The sequence below is a fragment of the Aeromonas sp. XH genome (genome assembly GCF_033348475.1).
GTDB classification, from domain to species: domain Bacteria; phylum Pseudomonadota; class Gammaproteobacteria; order Enterobacterales; family Aeromonadaceae; genus Aeromonas; species Aeromonas sanarellii.
Genome location: NZ_CP137630.1, coordinates 797643 through 819545, shown reverse-complemented (window position 1 = coordinate 819545; position 21903 = coordinate 797643). Strand labels below are relative to the sequence as shown.

Sequence of the window (21903 nt, the reverse complement as noted above, 5' to 3'; positions counted from 1 at the left end):
CCCTTCTCTTGAGGGGCGCCCTCTTTTTATCCTCCCCTTGCGTCATCCTCCCCCGTTGACCCGTCGCCCCACCCGAAAAGCGCCCATAAAAAAAGCGGCAGATTGCTCCGCCGCTTTGTGTCCATCTGACCGGATTACTTGTCGATGTCCAGCAGGTTGTTGTTCAGCATGTAGTCGATGACCTGATTGGCCGTGGTGCCCGAGCTCCCCGTCAGGGTGTCGAAGGTGTGGTTCACCAGCACGATTTCCTGGGTCACCGGCGCCGCGCTGCTCTCCTTGACCTGCAAGTGCACCCCTTCGCTGTCCTGGAACACCGAGAGCAGGCTCTTCAGGGAGCTCTCGTTCTTGCTGCCATCGCTGTCGAGCAGGTCGCTGAGATCCAGCTTGTCCCCTTCCGACTTGCTGAAATCGACGATGTAGTCCTTGGCGACCTTGCCAGCCTCGGTATCCCCCTTCAGCCAGGTGAAGGCATCGGCTCCTGCATCCCCCTTGAGGATGTCGTCGCCGAGCCCGCCAACCAGGATGTCGTTGCCAAGGCCGCCGCTCAGCACGTCGTTGCCAGTCCCGCCGTACAGGGTGTCGTTGCCGCTGCCACCACTCAGCACATCGCTACCACTCTCACCATAGAGGGTGTCGTTGCCGCTGCCACCGAACAGGATGTCGTTGCCGGCACCGCCATACAGGAAGTCGTCACCGCCCTGACCGAACAGGATGTCATTGCCATCCCCGCCGTAGAGGGTGTCGCCCTTGTCATTGGCCGACGACTGATCGAACTCGCTGGCGTGATCCCTGATGTAGGAATGCACCTGGGCATCGGTCGCCGACCCGGCCCCCAGCTTGCCGCTCACGTACTGCTTGATGGCCGCATAGCCTTCCCCGCCGATACCGGTGAAGCGCACCGCGTCGCCAAACAGGATGTCGTCGCCCGCCCCGCCATTGAAGCGGTCGGCCCCCGGCAGGTTGTTGATGGAGGTCCCCAGGATGGAGTTCGCCAGATCGGAGGCAGACACGTTGGACTGCACCACCTGATCGCTGTCGAACTGCTTCAGGGTATCGATGGAGACGTTGTTACCTATGCCGATGGCCTGCAGAACCACCTTGTTGGCGGCCAGGAGCGGCAAGACGGCCAGGGCGTTTTGCAGCGCCCAGTAGTTGCCGTCATAGGTGGTGGAAATCTCGAAGGTGCCATCCCCCTGAGCTCTCAGGGTGCCGATGGACGTCGAGTTCCACTTGTTGTTGTTGCTGTTCTGCGACCACTGTTGCACCCTTCCGTTGGCATCGATCAGAACCCTGCTGGTGCCGCCTATGGTGGCGTAGAAGGCCTGACCCGGCACATAGTTGTTGACGTTGACGAACGCATCGAGCCGCTCGCCAGTCACCAGGTTAATGACTGGGTTGGTATCCTCATAGCCGTAATAGGTGTTTGGCGCCCCATCAGTGATGAAGTAGGCCAGGTTCTTCGCATTGGCGTTATTCTTGGCGGTGTCGCTGTTGAACCAGTTGGAGGTGGTCTTGAGGGCATCCTCGTAGTTGGTTGCACCACCGTCCCAATAACTGCCATCCATGCTGCCGAGCACACTCTGCAGCTTGGTCAGGGCATTGGGATCCTTCAGATCCACGCTGATGGACTTGTTGGCCTGACTGTCGAAGTCCACCAGGAAGATATTGACCTTGCCCGCTCCCTCGGTCCCGGCACTGTTCTTGAGACTGGCGAAGACTTGGGTCAGTTGGGTCTTTATCGTCTCCATGGCCTCGTTGCCGATACTGCCGGAGCTGTCCACCATAAAGGCGATGTTGTAGTTCTGGCCGGGCAGCACCACGCTGCCATCCAGATCCCCCACCACGATATTGTGCTCGCTGCCATAGGTCCGGTTCTGATCCCCCGGCTCCCCTTCGGTGGCGTTGAAGTAGCTCAGGCGGATGCTGTCATCGTCGGACGCGGAGCTGGTCTGATCGGTCCCCACCTCCTTGGCGATGGCGTCCACCTTGAGATCGACCTGACCGGCATTGTTGCCGGGGACTCGCAGCGTCAGGCCGGTCAGCTTCACATCCAGCGCGCTCGGACTCCACAGGCCGCTGCTGGCGGTGAGAGTGAGCTTGCCATCAACCCCGACGGTCCCCAGCAACTGGTTGCCGTTGTAGAGCTCGGCCCCCTTCGGCATGCCGCTCAGCACCAGGCTGTCGAGTACTTCGCTGCCATCCCGATCGCTCAGGGAGGCGCTCAGCTCCAGCGGGTAGTCGACCACCACCGGCTGCACCAGGGTCAGCTCGCCGGTGCTCTGGTTGAGCTGGTAGATGCCGTCGGCGAACTGGACATATTCCACGTCGTGCAGCGCCTTGGTGATGCCGACGCCCTTCTCCGTGACGGAGAAATCGAACCAGCGATCATTGATCGAGTAACCCTCGCCTTTCTTGATGGCGTAATCGGCACGGTTGCCGGTCAGCACGGCGATATCGGTCCCGGCACCGCCATAGAGGCCATCGCTGCCAAGACCGGATACCAGCACATCATTGCCATCACCGGCGTAGAGGGAATCCCCCTGGGTCGCATTGCCGCCGACCAGGACATCGTTCCCCGCCTGTCCATAGAGCAGATCGCCACCGCCGTGGGTGCTGACGATATAGTCGTTGCCGCTGCCGCCAAGCACCTGCTCCTGGCCACTGCTGCTGTCCGTCAGCGAGTTGGTGATGCCAAGGGCCGTCTTGTTGACGTTGCCGGATTGGAACTGCTCAGTGGTAACGCCCGCGCTCGGGAAGCTCGGGCTGTACAACGGAATGCCATTCCCCGTCAGGGTGACGTTGACGATTGGCTTGTCGGCCACCGCAGTCACATCGATCACCAGCTTGCCGCCGTTGCTGAGGTTGGCGCCGTCGCTTATCTGATAGCCGATGCTGGCATAGTCCCCCTTCAGGTTGCCGATCAGGGCGCCGTTGCCGTTGCCGGCATTGGTGCTCGACTCGTTCAGACCGGGCACGAAGCGCAGATGGCCTGCATTGACCTCTGCATAGGAGATGAGGGCTCCGGTTTGCACCGCAACCCACTGACCCGCAGCGTTCAGATATTCGAGGGTGCCATTCAGCGGCAGGGTGTTGATCTGCACCCCGAGATCGGTCGCGGCCTGATCGTCACTGGCACCGAACTGGGCCCAGGTCAGCACCTGAGGCTTGTCTTCCTGCCCGGCACTGTGGCCCCCGGCAGCCGTCGGCGCCCGATCGTTGTCCACTATGGTGCCGGTGCCGCTCTGGCCACCTATGGTCAACGACAGGGTCTCGTTTGCCTCGACCAGACGGTCGTTCACCGTCGGAATGGTCACAGTGAAACCGGATACCCCGGCCGGTACCGTGATCTTGCCGGTGGTGCTGTTGTAGGTCACGCCGTTGCTGAACTGGGCATTGCCCCAATCTTGGTTGGAGGCGGGGTTGCTGCCGCTGCCCCTGATGGCGAAGTCATATTGCGTCGCCTCCTGGGTCGCGTCGGACAGGGTCACCGTATGTTGCAGGCTGCCACCTTCGGTCACGCTGTCGGCAGAGATCCCCAGCACCGTCGGCGTAAAGAGAGGTTTGGTGGCAAAGGACCCAATGCTGACGTCACCATCCCCATCCACCACCCGGATCTGGAAGTCGATGTCGCCATCTCCCTGGGGCTTGGACATGTTCTGATACTGGAAGAACTCCCACTTGCCGGTGGCCGGGGTGAACTCCAGCCGGAAGACCAGATTGCCACCCGCATCCTTGCCGAGCAGGGTATTGGCCCCGCTTGAGCTGATGGTGACCAGGGAACCGGCGGCCGTCCGCAGGCCGCTCTCGAAGGCGTCCGGATCCAGGACCAGCCCCATAGAGCCCTTGCCATCGGCCCCCCACTGCGGGGTCACGGTACCCGAGCCATAGGCGATGGCCTGCGCCGTGTCGGCACCGAGGAACTCGATGCTCTTCACCGTGAAGTCGCTGTTGTCACCGTAGAGGCCGTTACCATTGCTGGTGGCCTTGATCACCATGGTATCGAAGCCGCCCTGCTGCACCTGGAAGTTCTGGTTGAACTCCCCACCTGCCGCCGTCGAGTTGAATACCAGGGTATTGATCAGTACCCCGCCACGATAGAACTCCACGACCCCGCTCTCCAGCTCGCCACCAAACATCTGGCTGAACTTGATATTGGCGCCATAGGCCACCTTGCCCGCATCCAGCTTGATGATCAGTTGCTCGGAAGCGGAGGAGCCATCCGCGAAGTGGCGGAAATCTATCTCGTTGGCGAGGTTGTGGTTCGGTGAGCCGACGCTGGACACACCAAGTCCGGCGCTGGAGCCGTTGACATTGGCCGCCGTCAGCGTCGAGTCGGTCGCCGAGGTGAAGCCCATCGCCGCGATGCTGAAGCCGTTCGCGTTCAGGGTGGCCTGATTGCCGCTGTATTTGGTCAGATCGAACAGACCAGTCAGGGTGTCAGGGATATTCGTTCTGGTCACGGCCACGGCATCCATGTCGCCTGCCACCGGCGAGTCGTCCTCGACCGAGATGGACAGACTCTTGGTATCGGTGGTCTTGCCATCCGATACCGTCACACCGATCTGGAAGTTCAGTACGTCTTCGCTTCCCTTGACCGGATGGTCAATCGAGGCCTTGAGGGTCACCTCATAGGTCCAGTCCCCCTTGCCGCTGGCATTAGGGGCAGTCAGCTTGACCTCGACCACCGCCTTGTAGTCGGCGGCCCCCACTGCACCTGTATACCCGACCAGCGTCTTGCTGCCCGCATCCCAGCTCCACTGGACCTTGGTCCCACCGGACGTCAGCCCGGCCGGCCCGTTCAGGGATATATTGAGGGTGCTGCTGTCCACATCCCCCACCGAGAGGGTGCCGGACGCCTTGACGGCATTGGTGGTATCCGGGTTGCCGGCCGTGTCTGCAATGCCGTTTACCAGCCCCTCCTCCGAGACGACAGCCCCGTTGGAGATGGTCAGCGTCGGCAGGTCGTTGACCGCATCCACCCTGATGGTCACGGTCGCCGGGCTCGCATCCAGGGCGCCGTCGTTGTCCACCGCCGCATAGTTGAAGCTGGTGTTGCCGTTCCAGTTGGCATTCGGAGTGAAAGTGAGCTTGCCGGCATCTGCCACCGCAATGCTCTGATCCGCTGTCACGGCCACCCCGTTCAGATAGAGGGTGCCGTTGGCCGGCAGGCTCTTGATGGTGAAACTCACCACGCTGCCGTCAATGTCGCTGCCGGAAAGCGGCGGGATGGCGATGCTGGATGCATCTTCCTGACCGCTTGCCTGCTTGTTCGCCGTCTCCGGGGCCTCGTTCAGGATCTCCGCCGTGTCGCGGCCCGGTAGGGAGACATTGCCCGCCGCGTCGGTCTGGGTCGCGGTCACGGTCAACGCCTTGCCGTTGGCCGGGGTCGTCTCGGTCCAGCTGATGGTGCCATTCTGATAGCCGTAGCTCTTGCCATCGCTCGCCAGCAGGGAGCCATCAGCCTTCAGCGTCAGCTGCACCGTGCTGTTCACACCGCCATTGTTGATGGTCAACGTTACCGTGCCACCCGCCACCAGATCACCGTGATTGACTCCAGCTTGCACCTGGATCTGATCGCTGCCGATCTCGGTCTTGGTCAACATCTGGTCGTTGTTGGCATCGTCCACGATGACCACGGTCGGCGCACCGGTCGCGGTGGTGTCACCCAGGGTAGCGCTGTCGCTGCCCGGCAGCGAGACGTTGCCCGCCGCGTCCACGATGGTGGCGGTCACGGTGAGCGTCACCCCGTCCGCCGGACGGTCAACCTCGTAGCCCACCTTGCCCGCCGCGATGTCGGCGTCGGTCAACAGCCGGTCGGCCTGGCCGCTCACCTTGAGGGTGTCCCCCGCCTTGGCATCCTTCGGCAGGCTCACTTCCACGTCCACCTTGCCGCTGATCTCGCTGCGGTCGATGGTGCCGTCGTTGTTCTTGTCTTCGGTGATGACCACGGTCGGCGCACCGGTCGCAGTGGTGTCGCCCAGGGTGGCGCTGTCGCTACCCGGCAGGGATTCGTTGCCCGCCGCGTCGACGATGGTGGCGGTCACGGTCAGTTTCACGCCGTCCGCCGGACGGTCAACCTCGTAGCCCACCTTGCCCGCGCTGATGTCGGCATCGGTCAGCACCCGGTCGGCCTGGCCGCTCACCTTGAGGGTGTCACCCGCCTTGGCATCGCCCGGCAGGCTCACTTCCACGTCCACCTTGCCGCTGATCTCGCTGCGGTCGATGGTGCCGTCGTTGTTGATGTCTTCGGTGATGACCACGGTCGGCGCCCCGGTCGCCGTGGTGTCGCCCAGGGTGGCGCTGTCGCTGCCCGGCAGGGAGACGTTGCCCGCCGCGTCGACGATGGTGGCGGTCACGGTGAGCGTCACGCCGTCCGCCGGACGGTCAAACTCGTAGCCCACCTTGCCCGCGCTGATGTCGGCATCGGTCAGCACCCGGTCGGCCTGGCCGCTCACCTTGAGGGTGTCACCCGCCTTGGCATCGCCCGGCAGGCTCACTTCCACGTCCACCTTGCCGCTGATCTCGCTGCGGTCGATGGTGCCGTCGTTGTTGATGTCTTCGGTGATGACCACGGTCGGCGCCCCGGTCGCCGTGGTGTCGCCCAGGGTGGCGCTGTCGCTGCCCGGCAGGGAGACGTTGCCCGCCGCGTCGACGATGGTGGCGGTCACGGTGAGCGTCACGCCGTCCGCCGGACGGTCAAACTCGTAGCCCACCTTGCCCGCGCTGATGTCGGCATCGGTCAGCACCCGGTCGGCCTGGCCGCTCACCTTGAGGGTGTCACCCGCCTTGGCATCGCCCGGCAGGCTCACTTCCACGTCCACCTTGCCGCTGATCTCGCTGCGGTCGATGGTGCCGTCGTTGTTGATGTCTTCGGTGATGACCACGGTCGGCGCCCCGGTCGCCGTGGTGTCGCCCAGGGTGGCGCTGTCGCTGCCCGGCAGGGAGACGTTGCCCGCCGCGTCGACGATGGTGGCGGTCACGGTGAGCGTCACGCCGTCCGCCGGACGGTCAAACTCGTAGCCCACCTTGCCCGCGCTGATGTCGGCATCGGTCAGCACCCGGTCGGCCTGGCCGCTCACCTTGAGGGTGTCACCCGCCTTGGCATCGCCCGGCAGGCCCACTTCCACGTCCACCTTGCCGCTGATCTCGGTGCGGTCGATGGTGCCGTCGTTGTTGATGTCTTCGGTGATGACCACGGTCGGCGCACCGGTCGCGGTGGTGTCGCCCAGGGTGGCGCTGTCGCTGCCCGGCAGGGAGACGTTGCCCGCCGCGTCGACGATGGTGGCGGTCACGGTGAGCGTCACGCCGTCCGCCGGACGGTCAAACTCGTAGCCCACCTTGCCCGCGCTGATGTCGGCATCGGTCAGCACCCGGTCGGCCTGGCCGCTCACCTTGAGGGTGTCACCCGCCTTGGCATCGCCCGGCAGGCTCACTTCCACGTCCACCTTGCCGCTGATCTCGCTGCGGTCGATGGTGCCGTCGTTGTTGATGTCTTCGGTGATGACCACGGTCGGCGCCCCGGTCGCCGTGGTGTCGCCCAGGGTGGCGCTGTCGCTGCCCGGCAGGGAGACGTTGCCCGCCGCGTCGACGATGGTGGCGGTCACGGTGAGCGTCACGCCGTCCGCCGGACGGTCAACCTCGTAGCCCACCTTGCCCGCGCTGATGTCGGCATCGGTCAGCACCCGGTCGGCCTGGCCGCTCACCTTGAGGGTGTCACCCGCCTTGGCATCGCCCGGCAGGCTCACTTCCACGTCCACCTTGCCGCTGATCTCGCTGCGGTCGATGGTGCCGTCGTTGTTGATGTCTTCGGTGATGACCACGGTCGGCGCCCCGGTCGCCGTGGTGTCGCCCAGGGTGGCGCTGTCGCTGCCCGGCAGGGAGACGTTGCCCGCCGCGTCGACGATGGTGGCGGTCACGGTGAGCGTCACGCCGTCCGCCGGACGGTCAAACTCGTAGCCCACCTTGCCCGCGCTGATGTCGGCATCGGTCAGCACCCGGTCGGCCTGGCCGCTCACCTTGAGGGTGTCACCCGCCTTGGCATCGCCCGGCAGGCTCACTTCCACGTCCACCTTGCCGCTGATCTCGCTGCGGTCGATGGTGCCGTCGTTGTTGATGTCTTCGGTGATGACCACGGTCGGCGCCCCGGTCGCCGTGGTGTCGCCCAGGGTGGCGCTGTCGCTGCCCGGCAGGGAGACGTTGCCCGCCGCGTCGACGATGGTGGCGGTCACGGTGAGCGTCACGCCGTCCGCCGGACGGTCAAACTCGTAGCCCACCTTGCCCGCGCTGATGTCGGCATCGGTCAGCACCCGGTCGGCCTGGCCGCTCACCTTGAGGGTGTCACCCGCCTTGGCATCGCCCGGCAGGCCCACTTCCACGTCCACCTTGCCGCTGATCTCGGTGCGGTCGATGGTGCCGTCGTTGTTGATGTCTTCGGTGATGACCACGGTCGGCGCACCGGTCGCGGTGGTGTCGCCCAGGGTGGCGCTGTCGCTGCCCGGCAGGGAGACGTTGCCCGCCGCGTCGACGATGGTGGCGGTCACGGTGAGCGTCACGCCGTCCGCCGGACGGTCAAACTCGTAGCCCACCTTGCCCGCGCTGATGTCGGCATCGGTCAGCACCCGGTCGGCCTGGCCGCTCACCTTGAGGGTGTCACCCGCCTTGGCATCGCCCGGCAGGCTCACTTCCACGTCCACCTTGCCGCTGATCTCGCTGCGGTCGATGGTGCCGTCGTTGTTGATGTCTTCGGTGATGACCACGGTCGGCGCCCCGGTCGCCGTGGTGTCGCCCAGGGTGGCGCTGTCGCTGCCCGGCAGGGAGACGTTGCCCGCCGCGTCGACGATGGTGGCGGTCACGGTGAGCGTCACGCCGTCCGCCGGACGGTCAAACTCGTAGCCCACCTTGCCCGCGCTGATGTCGGCATCGGTCAGCACCCGGTCGGCCTGGCCGCTCACCTTGAGGGTGTCACCCGCCTTGGCATCGCCCGGCAGGCCCACTTCCACGTCCACCTTGCCGCTGATCTCGGTGCGGTCGATGGTGCCGTCGTTGTTCACGTCTTCGGTGATGACCACGGTCGGCGCACCGGTCGCCGTGGTGTCGCCCAGGGTGGCGCTGTCGCTGCCCGGCAGGGAGACGTTGCCCGCCACGTCGACGATGGTGGCGGTCACGGTGAGCGTCACGCCGTCCGCCGGACGGTCAACCTCGTAGCCCACCTTGCCCGCGCTGATGTCGGCATCGGTCAGCACCCGGTCGGCCTGGCCGCTCACCTTGAGGGTGTCACCCGCCTTGGCATCGCCCGGCAGGCTCACTTCCACGTCCACCTTGCCGCTGATCTCGCTGCGGTCGATGGTGCCGTCGTTGTTCACGTCTTCGGTGATGACCACGGTCGGCGCACCGGTCGCGGTGGTGTCGCCCAGGGTGGCGCTGTCGCTGCCCGGCAGGGAGACGTTGCCCGCCGCGTCGACGATGGTGGCGGTCACGGTCAGCGTCACGCCGTCCGCCGGACGGTCAAACTCGTAGCCCACCTTGCCCGCGCTGATGTCGGCATCGGTCAGCACCCGGTCGGCCTGGCCGCTCACCTTGAGGGTGTCACCCGCCTTGGCATCGCCCGGCAGGCTCACTTCCACGTCCACCTTGCCGCTGATCTCGCTGCGGTCGATGGTGCCGTCGTTGTTCACGTCTTCGGTGATGACCACGGTCGGCGCCCCGGTCGCGGTGGTGTCGCCCAGGGTGGCGCTGTCGCTGCCCGGCAGGGAGACGTTGCCCGCCGCGTCGACGATGGTGGCGGTCACGGTGAGCGTCACGCCGTCCGCCGGACGGTCAACCTCGTAGCCCACCTTGCCCGCGCTGATGTCGGCATCGGTCAGCACCCGGTCGGCCTGGCCGCTCACCTTGAGGGTGTCACCCGCCTTGGCATCGCCCGGCAGGCTCACTTCCACGTCCACCTTGCCGCTGATCTCGGTGCGGTCGATGGTGCCGTCGTTGTTGATGTCTTCGGTGATGACCACGGTCGGCGCCCCGGTCGCCGTGGTGTCGCCCAGGGTGGCGCTGTCGCTGCCCGGCAGGGATTCGTTGCCCGCCGCGTCGACGATGGTGGCGGTCACGGTGAGCGTCACGCCGTCCGCCGGACGGTCAACCTCGTAACCCACCTTGCCGGCAGTGATGTCGGCATCGGTCAGCACCCGGTCGGCCTGGCCGCTCACCTTGAGGGTATCCCCCGCCTTGGCCTCGGCCGGCAGGCCCACCTCCACGTTCACCTTGCCGCTGATCTCGCTGCGGTCGATGGTGCCGTCGTTGTTGATGTCTTCGGTGATGACCACGGTCGGCGCCCCGGTCGCGGTGGTGTCGCCCAGGGTCGCGCTGTCGCTGCCCGGCAGGGAGACGTTGCCCGCCGCGTCGACGATGGTGGCGGTCACGGTCAGTTTCACGCCGTCCGCCGGACGGTCAAACTCGTAGCCCACCTTGCCCGCGCTGATGTCGGCATCGGTCAGCACCCGGTCGGCCTGGCCGCTCACCTTGAGGGTGTCACCCGCCTTGGCATCGCCCGGCAGGCTCACTTCCACGTCCACCTTGCCGCTGATCTCGCTGCGGTCGATGGTGCCGTCGTTGTTCACGTCTTCGGTGATGACCACGGTCGGCGCACCGGTCGCGGTGGTGTCGCCCAGGGTGGCGCTGTCGCTGCCCGGCAGGGAGACGTTGCCCGCCACGTCGACGATGGTGGCGGTCACGGTGAGCGTCACGCCGTCCGCCGGACGGTCAACCTCGTAGCCCACCTTGCCCGCGCTGATGTCGGCATCGGTCAGCACCCGGTCGGCCTGGCCGCTCACCTTGAGGGTGTCACCCGCCTTGGCATCGCCCGGCAGGCTCACTTCCACGTCCACCTTGCCGCTGATCTCGCTGCGGTCGATGGTGCCGTCGTTGTTGATGTCTTCGGTGATGACCACGGTCGGCGCCCCGGTCGCCGTGGTGTCGCCCAGGGTGGCGCTGTCGCTGCCCGGCAGGGAGACGTTGCCCGCCGCGTCGACGATGGTGGCGGTCACGGTGAGCGTCACGCCGTCCGCCGGACGGTCAAACTCGTAGCCCACCTTGCCCGCGCTGATGTCGGCATCGGTCAGCACCCGGTCGGCCTGGCCGCTCACCTTGAGGGTGTCACCCGCCTTGGCATCGCCCGGCAGGCTCACTTCCACGTCCACCTTGCCGCTGATCTCGCTGCGGTCGATGGTGCCGTCGTTGTTGATGTCTTCGGTGATGACCACGGTCGGCGCCCCGGTCGCCGTGGTGTCGCCCAGGGTGGCGCTGTCGCTGCCCGGCAGGGAGACGTTGCCCGCCGCGTCGACGATGGTGGCGGTCACGGTGAGCGTCACGCCGTCCGCCGGACGGTCAAACTCGTAGCCCACCTTGCCCGCGCTGATGTCGGCATCGGTCAGCACCCGGTCGGCCTGGCCGCTCACCTTGAGGGTGTCACCCGCCTTGGCATCGCCCGGCAGGCCCACTTCCACGTCCACCTTGCCGCTGATCTCGGTGCGGTCGATGGTGCCGTCGTTGTTGATGTCTTCGGTGATGACCACGGTCGGCGCACCGGTCGCGGTGGTGTCGCCCAGGGTGGCGCTGTCGCTGCCCGGCAGGGAGACGTTGCCCGCCGCGTCGACGATGGTGGCGGTCACGGTGAGCGTCACGCCGTCCGCCGGACGGTCAAACTCGTAGCCCACCTTGCCCGCGCTGATGTCGGCATCGGTCAGCACCCGGTCGGCCTGGCCGCTCACCTTGAGGGTGTCACCCGCCTTGGCATCGCCCGGCAGGCTCACTTCCACGTCCACCTTGCCGCTGATCTCGCTGCGGTCGATGGTGCCGTCGTTGTTGATGTCTTCGGTGATGACCACGGTCGGCGCCCCGGTCGCCGTGGTGTCGCCCAGGGTGGCGCTGTCGCTGCCCGGCAGGGAGACGTTGCCCGCCGCGTCGACGATGGTGGCGGTCACGGTGAGCGTCACGCCGTCCGCCGGACGGTCAAACTCGTAGCCCACCTTGCCGGCGCTGATGTCGGCATCGGTCAGCACCCGGTCGGCCTGGCCGCTCACCTTGAGGGTGTCACCCGCCTTGGCATCGCCCGGCAGGCCCACTTCCACGTCCACCTTGCCGCTGATCTCGGTGCGGTCGATGGTGCCGTCGTTGTTCACGTCTTCGGTGATGACCACGGTCGGCGCCCCGGTCGCAGTGGTGTCGCCCAGGGTGGCGCTGTCGCTGCCGCCACTGCCCTGGTTGCCCGCCAGATCGGTGTAGCTCTCCGGTTTGACGGTCACGCTGGCGGTGCCTTCAAAGCCCGGGGTCGGGGTAAAGGTCGCGCTCCAGGTCTTGCCGCCATCACTGCTGGTGAGCCCGGTCACGGTGCCACCGACCACATCGAGGTCAGTCAGGTCAAAGCCGGTCACCTGCTCGCTGAAGGTGAAGGTCACCGGGCTGGTCTCGCCCGCGATGATCTGGGTGTTAACGATGTCCACCACCACGCTCGGCGCGGCGGTATCCACACCGTAGCCTTCGCTGTCGGTCGCGGTGGCGCGGTTGCCCGCCGCGTCGGTGCTGGTCACGCTGGCATCGATGGTGCGGTCGCTATCCGCCGCCAGATCGCTGCCCGCCACCAGGATGGTGAAGCGGCCATCGGCGTCCACCGGACCGGTGAACGGTTTGCCGTTGACGGTCAGGGTGACAATGTCGCCGGCCTTGAACTCGCCGCTCACGGTGCCGCTGACCGGGATCGGCTGACCCGCTTCGGCGGCGTTGATGACGTCGTCGGCGGTGATGTCGGCATCCAGGGTGATGCGGGCTTCCGGTGGTGTGGTATCCAGCAGCGTGGTGTCGTCGGTGGCGCTGGCGCGGTTGCCCGCCCCATCGGTCACGCTGGCATCCACCACCAGATTGCCATCCGCCAGCCCGCTCAGGTCGGCGGTGGTCTGGTAGCTGCCATCGGCATCCGTCTGTGCGGTGACGGTCACGCTCTTGCCGTTGGCATCGGTGATGATCAGGGTCACGGTGCGACCCGGGCCTACGTCGGAGGTGCCGCTGATGGGCGCGTTGCCCACATTGCCACCGTTCACCTCATCCAGGCTCACCGTGATGGTGGCGGTGGTGTCCACGCTGCCGTCATCGGTGGCGCTGCCAGTGTTGCCAGCAGGATCGGTCACCTTGGCGGTCACCTCATAGCCGCCATCCGGCAGAGGGGTGAGCACGTCTGTGCTGTAGCTGCCATCCGGCTGCACAGTTGCGGTCAGCGTCTGCTGGTTGCCGTTGGCATCGGTCACCGTCAGTGTCACTGCGCTGCCTGGCGCTGCGTTCGTGGTCCCCGTGATGGTCGGCGTGCTGTCGCTGGTATTGTCCGGGGCATTCACCGTCACGGAAGGCGCCGTGGTGTCCACGCTGCCATCGTCGCTCCCCGTCCCCGTGTTGCCGGCGGGATCGGTGACGGAGGCGGTCACCTGATAGCCCCCCTCGGCCAGCGGCGTGCCGACATCCACGCTGAAGCTGCCATCCGGATTTACCGTGGTGACCAGGGTCTGCTGGTTGCCATTGGCGTCGGTGACCACCAGAGTGACCGTGCTGCCCGCCGGGGCATCCGTGGTGCCGGTCAGGGTCGGCGTCCGGTCATTGGTGTTGTCGGGGGCTGAGACTGTGATGACGGGAGCGGTGAGATCGAGCAGTTCATCCTCGTTGCCTTGCGCGTCCACCAGCGGCGCCACCGCCTCCGGATTGGCGGTATCGAAGCCGGCAGTGGAGATGGTGGCATCGCCGGTTCTGTCGATGGTGATGAAGCCGCCATTGCCGCTCGCCCCCGCGACACCGCCCCCGGTGCCCGCAGCGGGTGCCCCGCCCGCCGCCGACGCCTCAAATGTCTGGGTCGGGTCTATCCCTTCCAGAATGGCCTGCTGCAGGGCCGCAATGTCGTCAGGAGCCCCGGCTTGCGCCCGTTGTGCCAGCTGGGGCTCTTCAGACTCGAGAGTGTTGCTCGGGCTCAGGGTGAAGGTGGTCTCCCCACCCTGGAAGCTGGCCCCTTCCGGAGCAAGCAAGACCGCATCCTTGGGCAGCGCATCGCCTTCTACAAGAAGCGTCTGGCTCCCGTCAGCGGCAACCAGATAGACTTTTCCTTGCAAGTGGCTAACGACGACGGCCTGATCCAATACGATGCGCTTGTTGCTCATGGTTTCTCCTGAAATATCGATGGGCATATGGCTCCAGCGTGCAATTTGCCTGTTAATCGGGCCAGAAACCAGTGAGAAAAATCGAACGAACAGACCGAAATGAGGCCTAGTTTCGCGATGAAACCGAAGGGATGTGGGAAGTGAATAAAATTAACTAAATCAATAGCATCAATTATGACAGCAAGAAGATGGGAGCCGTAATGGCCCCCATTTTTTCCCCATCAGGCACCGGCCCACAGCAGGATGGCCAGCAGCTGGGGAGAGATGATCCGCAGGAACATCACCAGGGGGTAGACGGTCGCGTAGGAGAGCGCGCTGGCCCCGCTGGTAGGGTGCATGCCGTTGGCGAAGGCCAGGGCGGGAGGATCCGTCATGGAGCCGGCCAGCAGGCCGCACAGGGTGAGGTAGTTGACCTTGCCATAATGGCGCGCCAGCATCCCGACCACCAGCAGCGGGATCAGGGTGATCGCCACGCCGTACATCATCCAGGCCGGGCCGTCGCCGTTGATCAGGGTGTCGATGAACCCGGCCCCCGACTTGAACCCCACCACCGCCAGGAACAGCACTATGCCGATCTCCCGCAGCGCCAGGTTGGCGCTCGGCGGCATGAACCAGTAGAGCTTGCCGATGCTGCCGATGCGCGACAGGATGAGCGCCACCACCAGGGGTCCCCCTGCCAGCCCGAGCTTGAGGGCCGCGGGGAAGCCCGGCAGATAGAAGGGGATGGAGCCGAGCAACACCCCCAATCCGATGCCGATGAAGACCGGCAGCATCTGCACCTGCTGCAGCTTCTGCTGCACGTTGCCGACCACGCTGGTCACCGCCTCGATGGCGTCCAGCCGTCCCACTAGGTTCAGGATGTCGCCAAACTGCAGACTGGTCTGGCTGGTCGGGACCAGCTCGATGCCGGCCCGGTTCAGGCGCGAGATGACCACGTCATACTTCTGCTTGATGTCGAGATCGCGGATCCGCTTGCCGAGCACCTGCTCGTTGGTGACCACCACCCGCTCCACCCGCAGCTCGGTGCCCCGGGTGGAGAGGGACGTATCCACCTCCTCCCCCAGCACCAGCAGCACCTTGTGCAGGGCGTGGCGCTCTCCCACCAGGTGCAGCAGATCGCCGAGCTCGATGCGTGAGTCGGGTCTGGGCACCATCAGCTCGTCGCCGCGCTTGAGGCGCGAGCAGATGACGTCGGCCTCGTCCAGGCTGGGGATCTCGCTCAGCATCAGGCCGTGCATGTTGGGGTTGCGCACCGCGATGTTGATGGTTTGCAGGCTCTCCTTGGTCTTGCCCGCCTGCTGCTCGAATGCGGCCGCCTCCTCCTCGATCTTGATGTGGAAGAACACCCGGATGAGCCACATGGTGAGCAGGATGCCGCAGATCCCGAACGGGTAGGCCACCGCGTAGCCCATCCCCATCAGGCCGGTGGAGCCCGGATCCGCCCCGAGCTCCGCCAGGATCTGCTGGCCCGCCCCCAGGGAGGGGGTATTGGTCACGGCGCCGGAGAAGACCCCGAGGATCACCGGCAGCGGCACGTCGAACAGCTGGTGCAGTGCCGCCGCCACCACGCAGCCGAGCAGCACCAGCAGGGCGGCAAAGCCATTGAGCTTGAGGCCCGAGCTGCGCAGGGAGGAGAAGAAGCCGGGACCGACCTGGATGCCTATGGTATAGACGAACAGGATCAGGCCAAATTCCTGAATAAAATGAAGTGTTTGCTCATCCAGCTTCAAACCGGACAGGCCGGCGAAGTGGCCCACTATGATGCCGCCGAACAGCACCCCGCCAATGCCCAAACCCACGCCATAGACCCGCCAGTTTCCCAGCCAGAGCCCCAGCACCGCCACCAGCGACAACATGCTGATGGAAAGCGCGATCTCACTCATCGTTTGCATCCTTTCCAAGCTGAACTGGCCCTAGCTTGTCAGCAAACGAAGGGAGCAACTGTGGGGTGCCGCACGAATTCGGGCTTTGATGAGCGCAAAGATACCAATTAAGGGCTAGATCCGGTCATTGCTCGCCACCATCTTCTGTGGCCGCACGACTCCTGCGACAGGGCCTGGCCCTGTGGCTAGACGTAGCCATAAATGGCCGCGAAGTGGCACAGGCTGCCCCCCAGCACGAACAGGTGCCAGATGGCGTGGTTGTAGGGGATGCCCCTGGCCACGTAGAAGATCACCCCCAGGCTGTAGATGAGTCCGCCGAGCCCCAGCAGCAGGAGCCCGGCACCGTCCAGATGCAGGTAGAGCTGATAGACGACCACCAGGGACAGCCAGCCCAGCATCAGATAGGTGAAGAGCGACAAACGCCTGAAGTGGTTGATGAAGAGCAGCTTGAACAGCACCCCGGCCAGGGCCAGCCCCCAGATCACCACCATCAGCCCCTGTGCCAGCGGCGTATCGAGCGCCACCAGCAGGAAGGGGGTATAGGTGCCGGCGATCAGCAGATAGATGGCGCAGTGATCGAACAGCTTGCACCTGCGCCTGGCCCGCTCCGAGGTCATGCTGTGATAGAGCGTCGAGGCGAGATAGAGCAGCACCAGGCTGGCCCCATAGAGGCCGTAGCTCAGCAGCACCCTGGGTCCCTGATCCCACCCCTTGTGCAGCAGCAAGGCAAGACCCAGTCCGCCCAGCAGCAACCCCAGCCCATGGCTGAGGCGATTGGCCCACTCTTCCCGAGGGGAATACCCCGTCACATCCGTCATCACCACCTCCTGACCTGAACCGGTTCACTCTAGCGGCCGACGTTTCAGGCTACAAGTGTTAGCTCAAAATAAAGAACCAACGGTCGGGGGGCCAGGAGATGGCTGTGCCCCCCGCCCCTTTGGTGTATGCTCTGCGGCCGACGCCGCCGGGACGGATGGCCGCGTCTGCCCGACAATCTGGTCTGGAGAACCCGATGAAGCTGACTGAACTGTTTACACAACCGGATCCTGACTTCGGCCAGGCCATGACGGCCCTGCTGGAGACCTTCCATCACTCCGACGACAGTCAGGCTCCCTATGAACGCGACAGCTTCATCCACCAGCTCGACCAGTCGTCCATGCCTGCCACCGGCATCAGCACGCAAGCCTATCTGGAACGGCTCGCCACCCTGGTGCCCGGCGCATCACACCTGACCTCCCCGCGCTATATGGGGCACATGACGGCGCCCCTGCCAGCCTTCACCGCCGAGCTGTCGCGCCTCTTGGTGATGCTGAACCAGAATCCCATGAAGATGGAGTCCTCCCGCCTGCTGAGCTTCCTGGAGCGGGAGGTGCTGGCCAAGTTGCATCGCCTCGTCTATCGCGAGGACGATGCCTTCTATGCGGCCCAGATGCACGCCAAGGATGCGGCCCTGGGCGTCATGACCAGCGGCGGCACCATCGCCAATGTCACCGCCCTCTGGCTGGCCCGCAACCGGGCCTGTGGCGACAACCTGTTTTCGCTCTTTGAGCAGGGCTATCGCGGCGCCGTGATCCTGGGGTCACGGTTGATGCACTACTCCTTCGACAAGGGGATGGATCTGCTGGGACTGGGCGCCCGCAGCGTCTGGCGCCTCGACACCGACGAACACAACCGGCTCAGCCTGGCCGCGCTGGAGCAGGCGCTGCGCCAATGCAAGGAGCAGAGGCTCAAGGTGCTAGCCCTGGTCGGGGTCGCCGGCAGCACGGACTTTGGCTCCATCGATCCCCTGCCGGAACTCGCCGCCATCGCACGGCGCGAGCAGATCCACTTCCACGTGGATGCCGCCTGGGGTGGCCCGACCCTCTTCTCCCCCCGCTATCAGGGCCTGCTGGAAGGGATCGATCAGGCCGATACCGTGACCCTGGACGGCCACAAGCAACTGCTGGTCCCTCTTGGCACCGGCATGCTGCTCTGCCGCCAGCCGGATCTGATGATGGCGGTGAAGCGCGAGGCGCCCTACGCCATTCGCGCCACCTCCTTCGATCAGGGACGCTTCACCCTGGAGGGCACCCGTCCCGCCAACGCCCTCTATCTGGATGCCGCCTTCCAGATGCTGGGGCGGCAGGGGTATGCCGAGCTCATCGACGCCAACTACGACAGGGCGCGGCGGATGGCGGCGCTCATCGAGGCGAGCCCCGCCTTCGAGCTGATGTCGGCGCCGGTGATGAACCTGCTCTCCTACCGCTGCATCCCGCCCCATCTACAGGACAAGGTCCTGGACGAAGTGGCCAACGACGAGATCAATGCCTTCAACGTGGCACTGCAGAAGGCACAGCGCGCCGAGGGGCACAGCTTCGTCTCCCGCACCCAGCGGGCGGTGAGCCGCTACGGCGAGCAATCGCTCACTCTGCTGCGCGCCGTGCTGCTCAATCCGCTGATCGAGGAGCGCCATATTCGCGAGCTGCTGGCGGATCAGCAGCGGCTGGGGATCGAGGTGGCACGGCAGCTTTTTGGCTGAGGAACTGGGGGGCAAATGAGCGGTCTTATTCATTTGCCGTTGTCTGACGGACAGGTACACTGAGTGAAATTTTGAGGTAATGAGCCCAGCATGAAGCAGTTTATCGAGTTTATCCCCCTGATCGTCTTCTTCGCGGTCTACAAGTTCTACGACATCTACACCGCCACCGGCGCCCTGGTGGTGGTCACCGGTCTGCAGCTCGCCTACGGCTGGATCCGCTATCGCAAGGTCGAGAAGATGCAGCTCTTTACCTTCCTGCTGGTCGGCTTCTTCGGCGGCCTCACCGTCTTCTTCCACGACGACGCCTTCATCAAGTGGAAGGTGACCGTCATCAACGTGCTGTTTGCCTTCGCCCTGCTCGTCAGCCGCTACGGCTTTGGCAAGAACCTGATCAAGCAGATGCTGGCCAAGGAGCTGCAGGCTCCCGACCGGATCTGGGACAACGTCAATCTCGGCTGGGTCGGTTTCTTTGCCCTCTGCGGCCTGCTCAACCTCTATGTGGCCTTCAACCTCTCCCAGGAGATGTGGGTCAACTTCAAGGTCTTCGGCCTGCTGGGCATGACGCTCGTATTCACCCTGCTTAGCGGCGTCTACCTCTATCGCCACATGCCGGCCGAGCAGAAAGCAGAGCAGAAAGCAGAGCAGAAAAAATAACCGCAACCAGAAAAGGATCCTCTCATGTGGTATCTGATCTACTCCGAAGACGTCGCGAACAGCCTGCCACAGCGCAAGCTGGCTCGCCCCGCCCACCTCGCCCGCCTGCAGGCGCTGCAGGATGAGGGGCGCCTGCTGACCGCAGGCCCGAACCCGGCCATCGATGCCGAGGACCCGGCCGATGCGGGTTTCACCGGCAGCACCGTCATCGCCGAGTTTGCCAGCCAGGCCGACGCCAAGGCCTGGGCCGATGCGGATCCCTATGTGGCGGCCGGCGTCTACGCCCGCGTCACCATCAAGCCGTTCAAGAGAGTCTTCTGACCTCATCGAGGCTCATCGCAAACAAAAAGGCCGGACAATGTCCGGCCTTTTCGCATCCGATGCCCGGCTCAGGCCCTGGCCACGAACCAGGGGTTGAGGATATCCGGCTTGTTGTAGCGCAGGGGGGAACCGTCCAGCTGGGTGACGCTGCCCCCCGCCCCCTCCAGTACCGCCTGGGCAGCGCCGGTGTCCCACTCGCAGGTCGGTGCGAGACGGGGGTAGAGCTCGGCCCCGCCCTCGGCAATGATGCAGAACTTGAGCGAGCTGCCCATGGAGACCAGCTCGATATCGCCCCGCTCCATGTCACCAAAGCGGGCCAGGTAATCCAGGGTCTCCCCGGAGAGGTGGTTGCGGCTGCCCACCACGCGCCACGCCTGCCCTTCTTCGTGGGGATGGGTCTGGATGGCCTCATGCCTGCCATCGACCACACGCCAGGCCCCGAGCCCCTTGCCCCCATACCAGAGCTTGTCCAGCACAGGGGCATAGACCAGCCCCCAGACCGGAGCGCCCTGTTCAATCAGCGCGATGTTCACGGTGAACTCGCCGTTGCGGGAGACAAACTCCTTGGTGCCATCCAGCGGATCCACCAGCCAGTAGCGGGACCAGGCGAGCCTGGCCTGCTGGGTCGCCACGTCCGACTCTTCCGACAGCACGGGGATCGAGGGCGTGAGCCGGGCCAGCGCCCGGACGATCACCTCGTGGGCCCCCTTGTCCGCGGCAGTCAGCGGGCTCTCGTCCTGCTTGTACTCCACCGCGAAGGGTTGACTGTAGATGGCCATGATGGCCTCACCGGCGGCGCGGGCGATGGGTTCCAGCTCGGAAATGGTGGGTAGATACATAGAAAAGACATCTCGCTCAAAGGGTTAGTCAGTGTAACCGAGCGGGCATCTTCGGCTTATAGCCGATTTGCCTGAATTATTACCCTGCTACTTTTCACAGACGAAAAGTGACGCAGTCCAGCTAGCTTTCTATAGCCATCCGGCATCCAACAAGGACGTGAAACCATGAACCACAAAGCTCTCGTCGCCGCCCTGTTGCTGGGCTGCCTCCCTCTGCTGACTCAGCCCGTACTGGCCGCCGACAAGCCGGCCACCAAGCCTGCCGCGACCGTCGCGACCACCACTGAGGCCGGCAAGATCAACCTCAATACCGCCAGCGCCGATGAACTCGCGTCCCTGAAGGGCATCGGCGAGAAGAAGGCACAGGCCATCGTCGACCATCGCGAGAAACAGGGCAAGTTCACCTCGGTGGATCAGCTGGCGGACGTGAGCGGCATAGGGCCCGCCACCCTGGAGGCGAATCGGGACATGATTATCGTCAAGTAACCGGTTTGAATCCCCATCATCCCGAGGGCGGCCTGTGGCTGCCCTATTTTTCTTCGGGTATCATGAGCCCACTTCGTATCTTCGGACTCACTCCATGAAAAAGACACCCCTCGTTGTTCGCAAGGCCGTTCTCCCCGTCGCCGGCCTGGGTACCCGCATGCTGCCCGCCACCAAGGCCATCCCCAAGGAGATGCTGCCTGTGGTCGACAAGCCGCTGATCCAGTATGTGGTGCGCGAGGCCATCGCCGCCGGCATCAAGGAGATCATCCTGGTGACCCATTCGAGCAAGAACTCCATCGAGAACCACTTCGACAAGAGCTTCGAGCTAGAAGCGACCCTGGAGAAACGGGTCAAGCGCCAGTTGCTGGAAGAGGTGCAGCACATCTGCCCCAAAGACGTCACCATCATGCACGTACGCCAGGGTGAGGCAAAAGGCCTGGGCCACGCGGTGCTGTGCGCCCGCCCGCTGATCGGTGATCAGCCCTTCGCCGTCCTGCTGCCGGACGTGCTCATCGACGAAGTGGCCAGCGATCTCAAGCAGGACAACCTGGCGGAGATGGTGCACCTGTTCGAAGAGAACCAGATCAGCCAGATCATGGTGGAGGCCGTCCCCGAGAGCGAGGTGGACAAGTACGGCATCGCCGACATCAAGGGCGAGGCGCTGAGCGCCGGCATGTCCCTGCCCATGCAGGCCATCGTCGAGAAGCCGCCCCGTGACGAGGCCCCCTCGAACCTGGCCGTGGTCGGTCGCTATGTGCTCTCCGCCAACATCTGGCCCCTGCTGGAGAAGACCCCGGCCGGTGCCGGCGACGAGATCCAGCTGACCGATGCCATCGCCATGCTGATGGAGAAAGAGCAGGTCAACGCCTACTTCATGAAGGGGCGCAGCCACGATTGCGGCAGCAAGCTCGGTTACATGAAGGCCAACGTGGAGTACGCCGTGCGCCACCGCGAGCTGGACGGCGAATTTACCGCCTGGTTGAAGCAGTTCGTCAAACAGTTGTAATCGCTGAATATTT

Annotated in this window: 9 protein-coding genes; 5 read left to right on the top strand and 4 right to left on the bottom strand. The window is 64.8% G+C overall.

All coding sequences use genetic code 11. The annotated features are described in order from the left end of the window. Positions 1-134 precede the first annotated feature (134 nt). The 3 genes from R2B70_RS03880 to trhA all read right to left on the bottom strand — a co-directional run bounded on the left by R2B70_RS03880 (position 135) and on the right by trhA (position 16884). Positions 135-14183 carry a retention module-containing protein gene (locus R2B70_RS03880; protein ID WP_318162683.1) on the bottom strand — a complete coding sequence of 4683 codons (14049 nt, stop codon included), beginning with the start codon at positions 14181-14183 and terminating at the stop codon, positions 135-137. 221 nt (positions 14184-14404) lie between these two features. Then, positions 14405-16066 carry a putative transporter gene (locus R2B70_RS03875; RefSeq protein WP_042076775.1) on the bottom strand — a complete coding sequence of 554 codons (1662 nt, stop codon included), beginning with the start codon at positions 16064-16066 and terminating at the stop codon, positions 14405-14407. Between the two features lie 185 nt (positions 16067-16251). Next, the gene (trhA, locus tag R2B70_RS03870) at positions 16252-16884 is read right to left on the bottom strand and encodes a PAQR family membrane homeostasis protein TrhA (protein WP_318162682.1); all 633 of its coding nucleotides are present in this window, start codon (positions 16882-16884) and stop codon (positions 16252-16254) included. 194 nt (positions 16885-17078) lie between these two features. Here trhA and R2B70_RS03865 point away from each other — a divergent pair, with 194 nt between their 5' ends. From R2B70_RS03865 to R2B70_RS03855, 3 genes are all read left to right on the top strand, one after another. Next, positions 17079-18584 carry an aminotransferase class V-fold PLP-dependent enzyme gene (locus R2B70_RS03865; RefSeq protein ID WP_318162681.1) on the top strand — a complete coding sequence of 502 codons (1506 nt, stop codon included), beginning with the start codon at positions 17079-17081 and terminating at the stop codon, positions 18582-18584. 90 nt (positions 18585-18674) lie between these two features. Continuing rightward, positions 18675-19238 (top strand): septation protein A, encoded by a 564-nt coding sequence (locus tag R2B70_RS03860; RefSeq protein ID WP_318162680.1) that lies wholly within the window; start codon positions 18675-18677, stop codon positions 19236-19238. 24 nt (positions 19239-19262) lie between these two features. Next, positions 19263-19559, top strand: coding sequence for a YciI family protein (locus R2B70_RS03855; RefSeq protein WP_318162679.1), 297 nt, complete (start codon positions 19263-19265; stop codon positions 19557-19559). Between the two features lie 68 nt (positions 19560-19627). Here the strand turns inward: R2B70_RS03855 and cysQ are convergent, their stop codons facing one another. Further along, positions 19628-20398, bottom strand: coding sequence for a 3'(2'),5'-bisphosphate nucleotidase CysQ (cysQ, locus tag R2B70_RS03850; RefSeq protein ID WP_209795103.1), 771 nt, complete (start codon positions 20396-20398; stop codon positions 19628-19630). A gap of 165 nt (positions 20399-20563) precedes the next feature. On the opposite strand from cysQ, the gene R2B70_RS03845 reads away from it, so the two are divergent. Together R2B70_RS03845 and galU are read left to right on the top strand one after the other, a co-directional pair. Then, positions 20564-20884 (top strand): ComEA family DNA-binding protein, encoded by a 321-nt coding sequence (locus R2B70_RS03845; protein WP_042076786.1) that lies wholly within the window; start codon positions 20564-20566, stop codon positions 20882-20884. A gap of 94 nt (positions 20885-20978) precedes the next feature. Further along, on the top strand, positions 20979-21890 hold the full coding sequence (gene galU / locus R2B70_RS03840) for a UTP--glucose-1-phosphate uridylyltransferase GalU (RefSeq protein ID WP_209795104.1): 912 nt from the start codon (positions 20979-20981) through the stop codon (positions 21888-21890). Positions 21891-21903 lie beyond the last annotated feature (13 nt).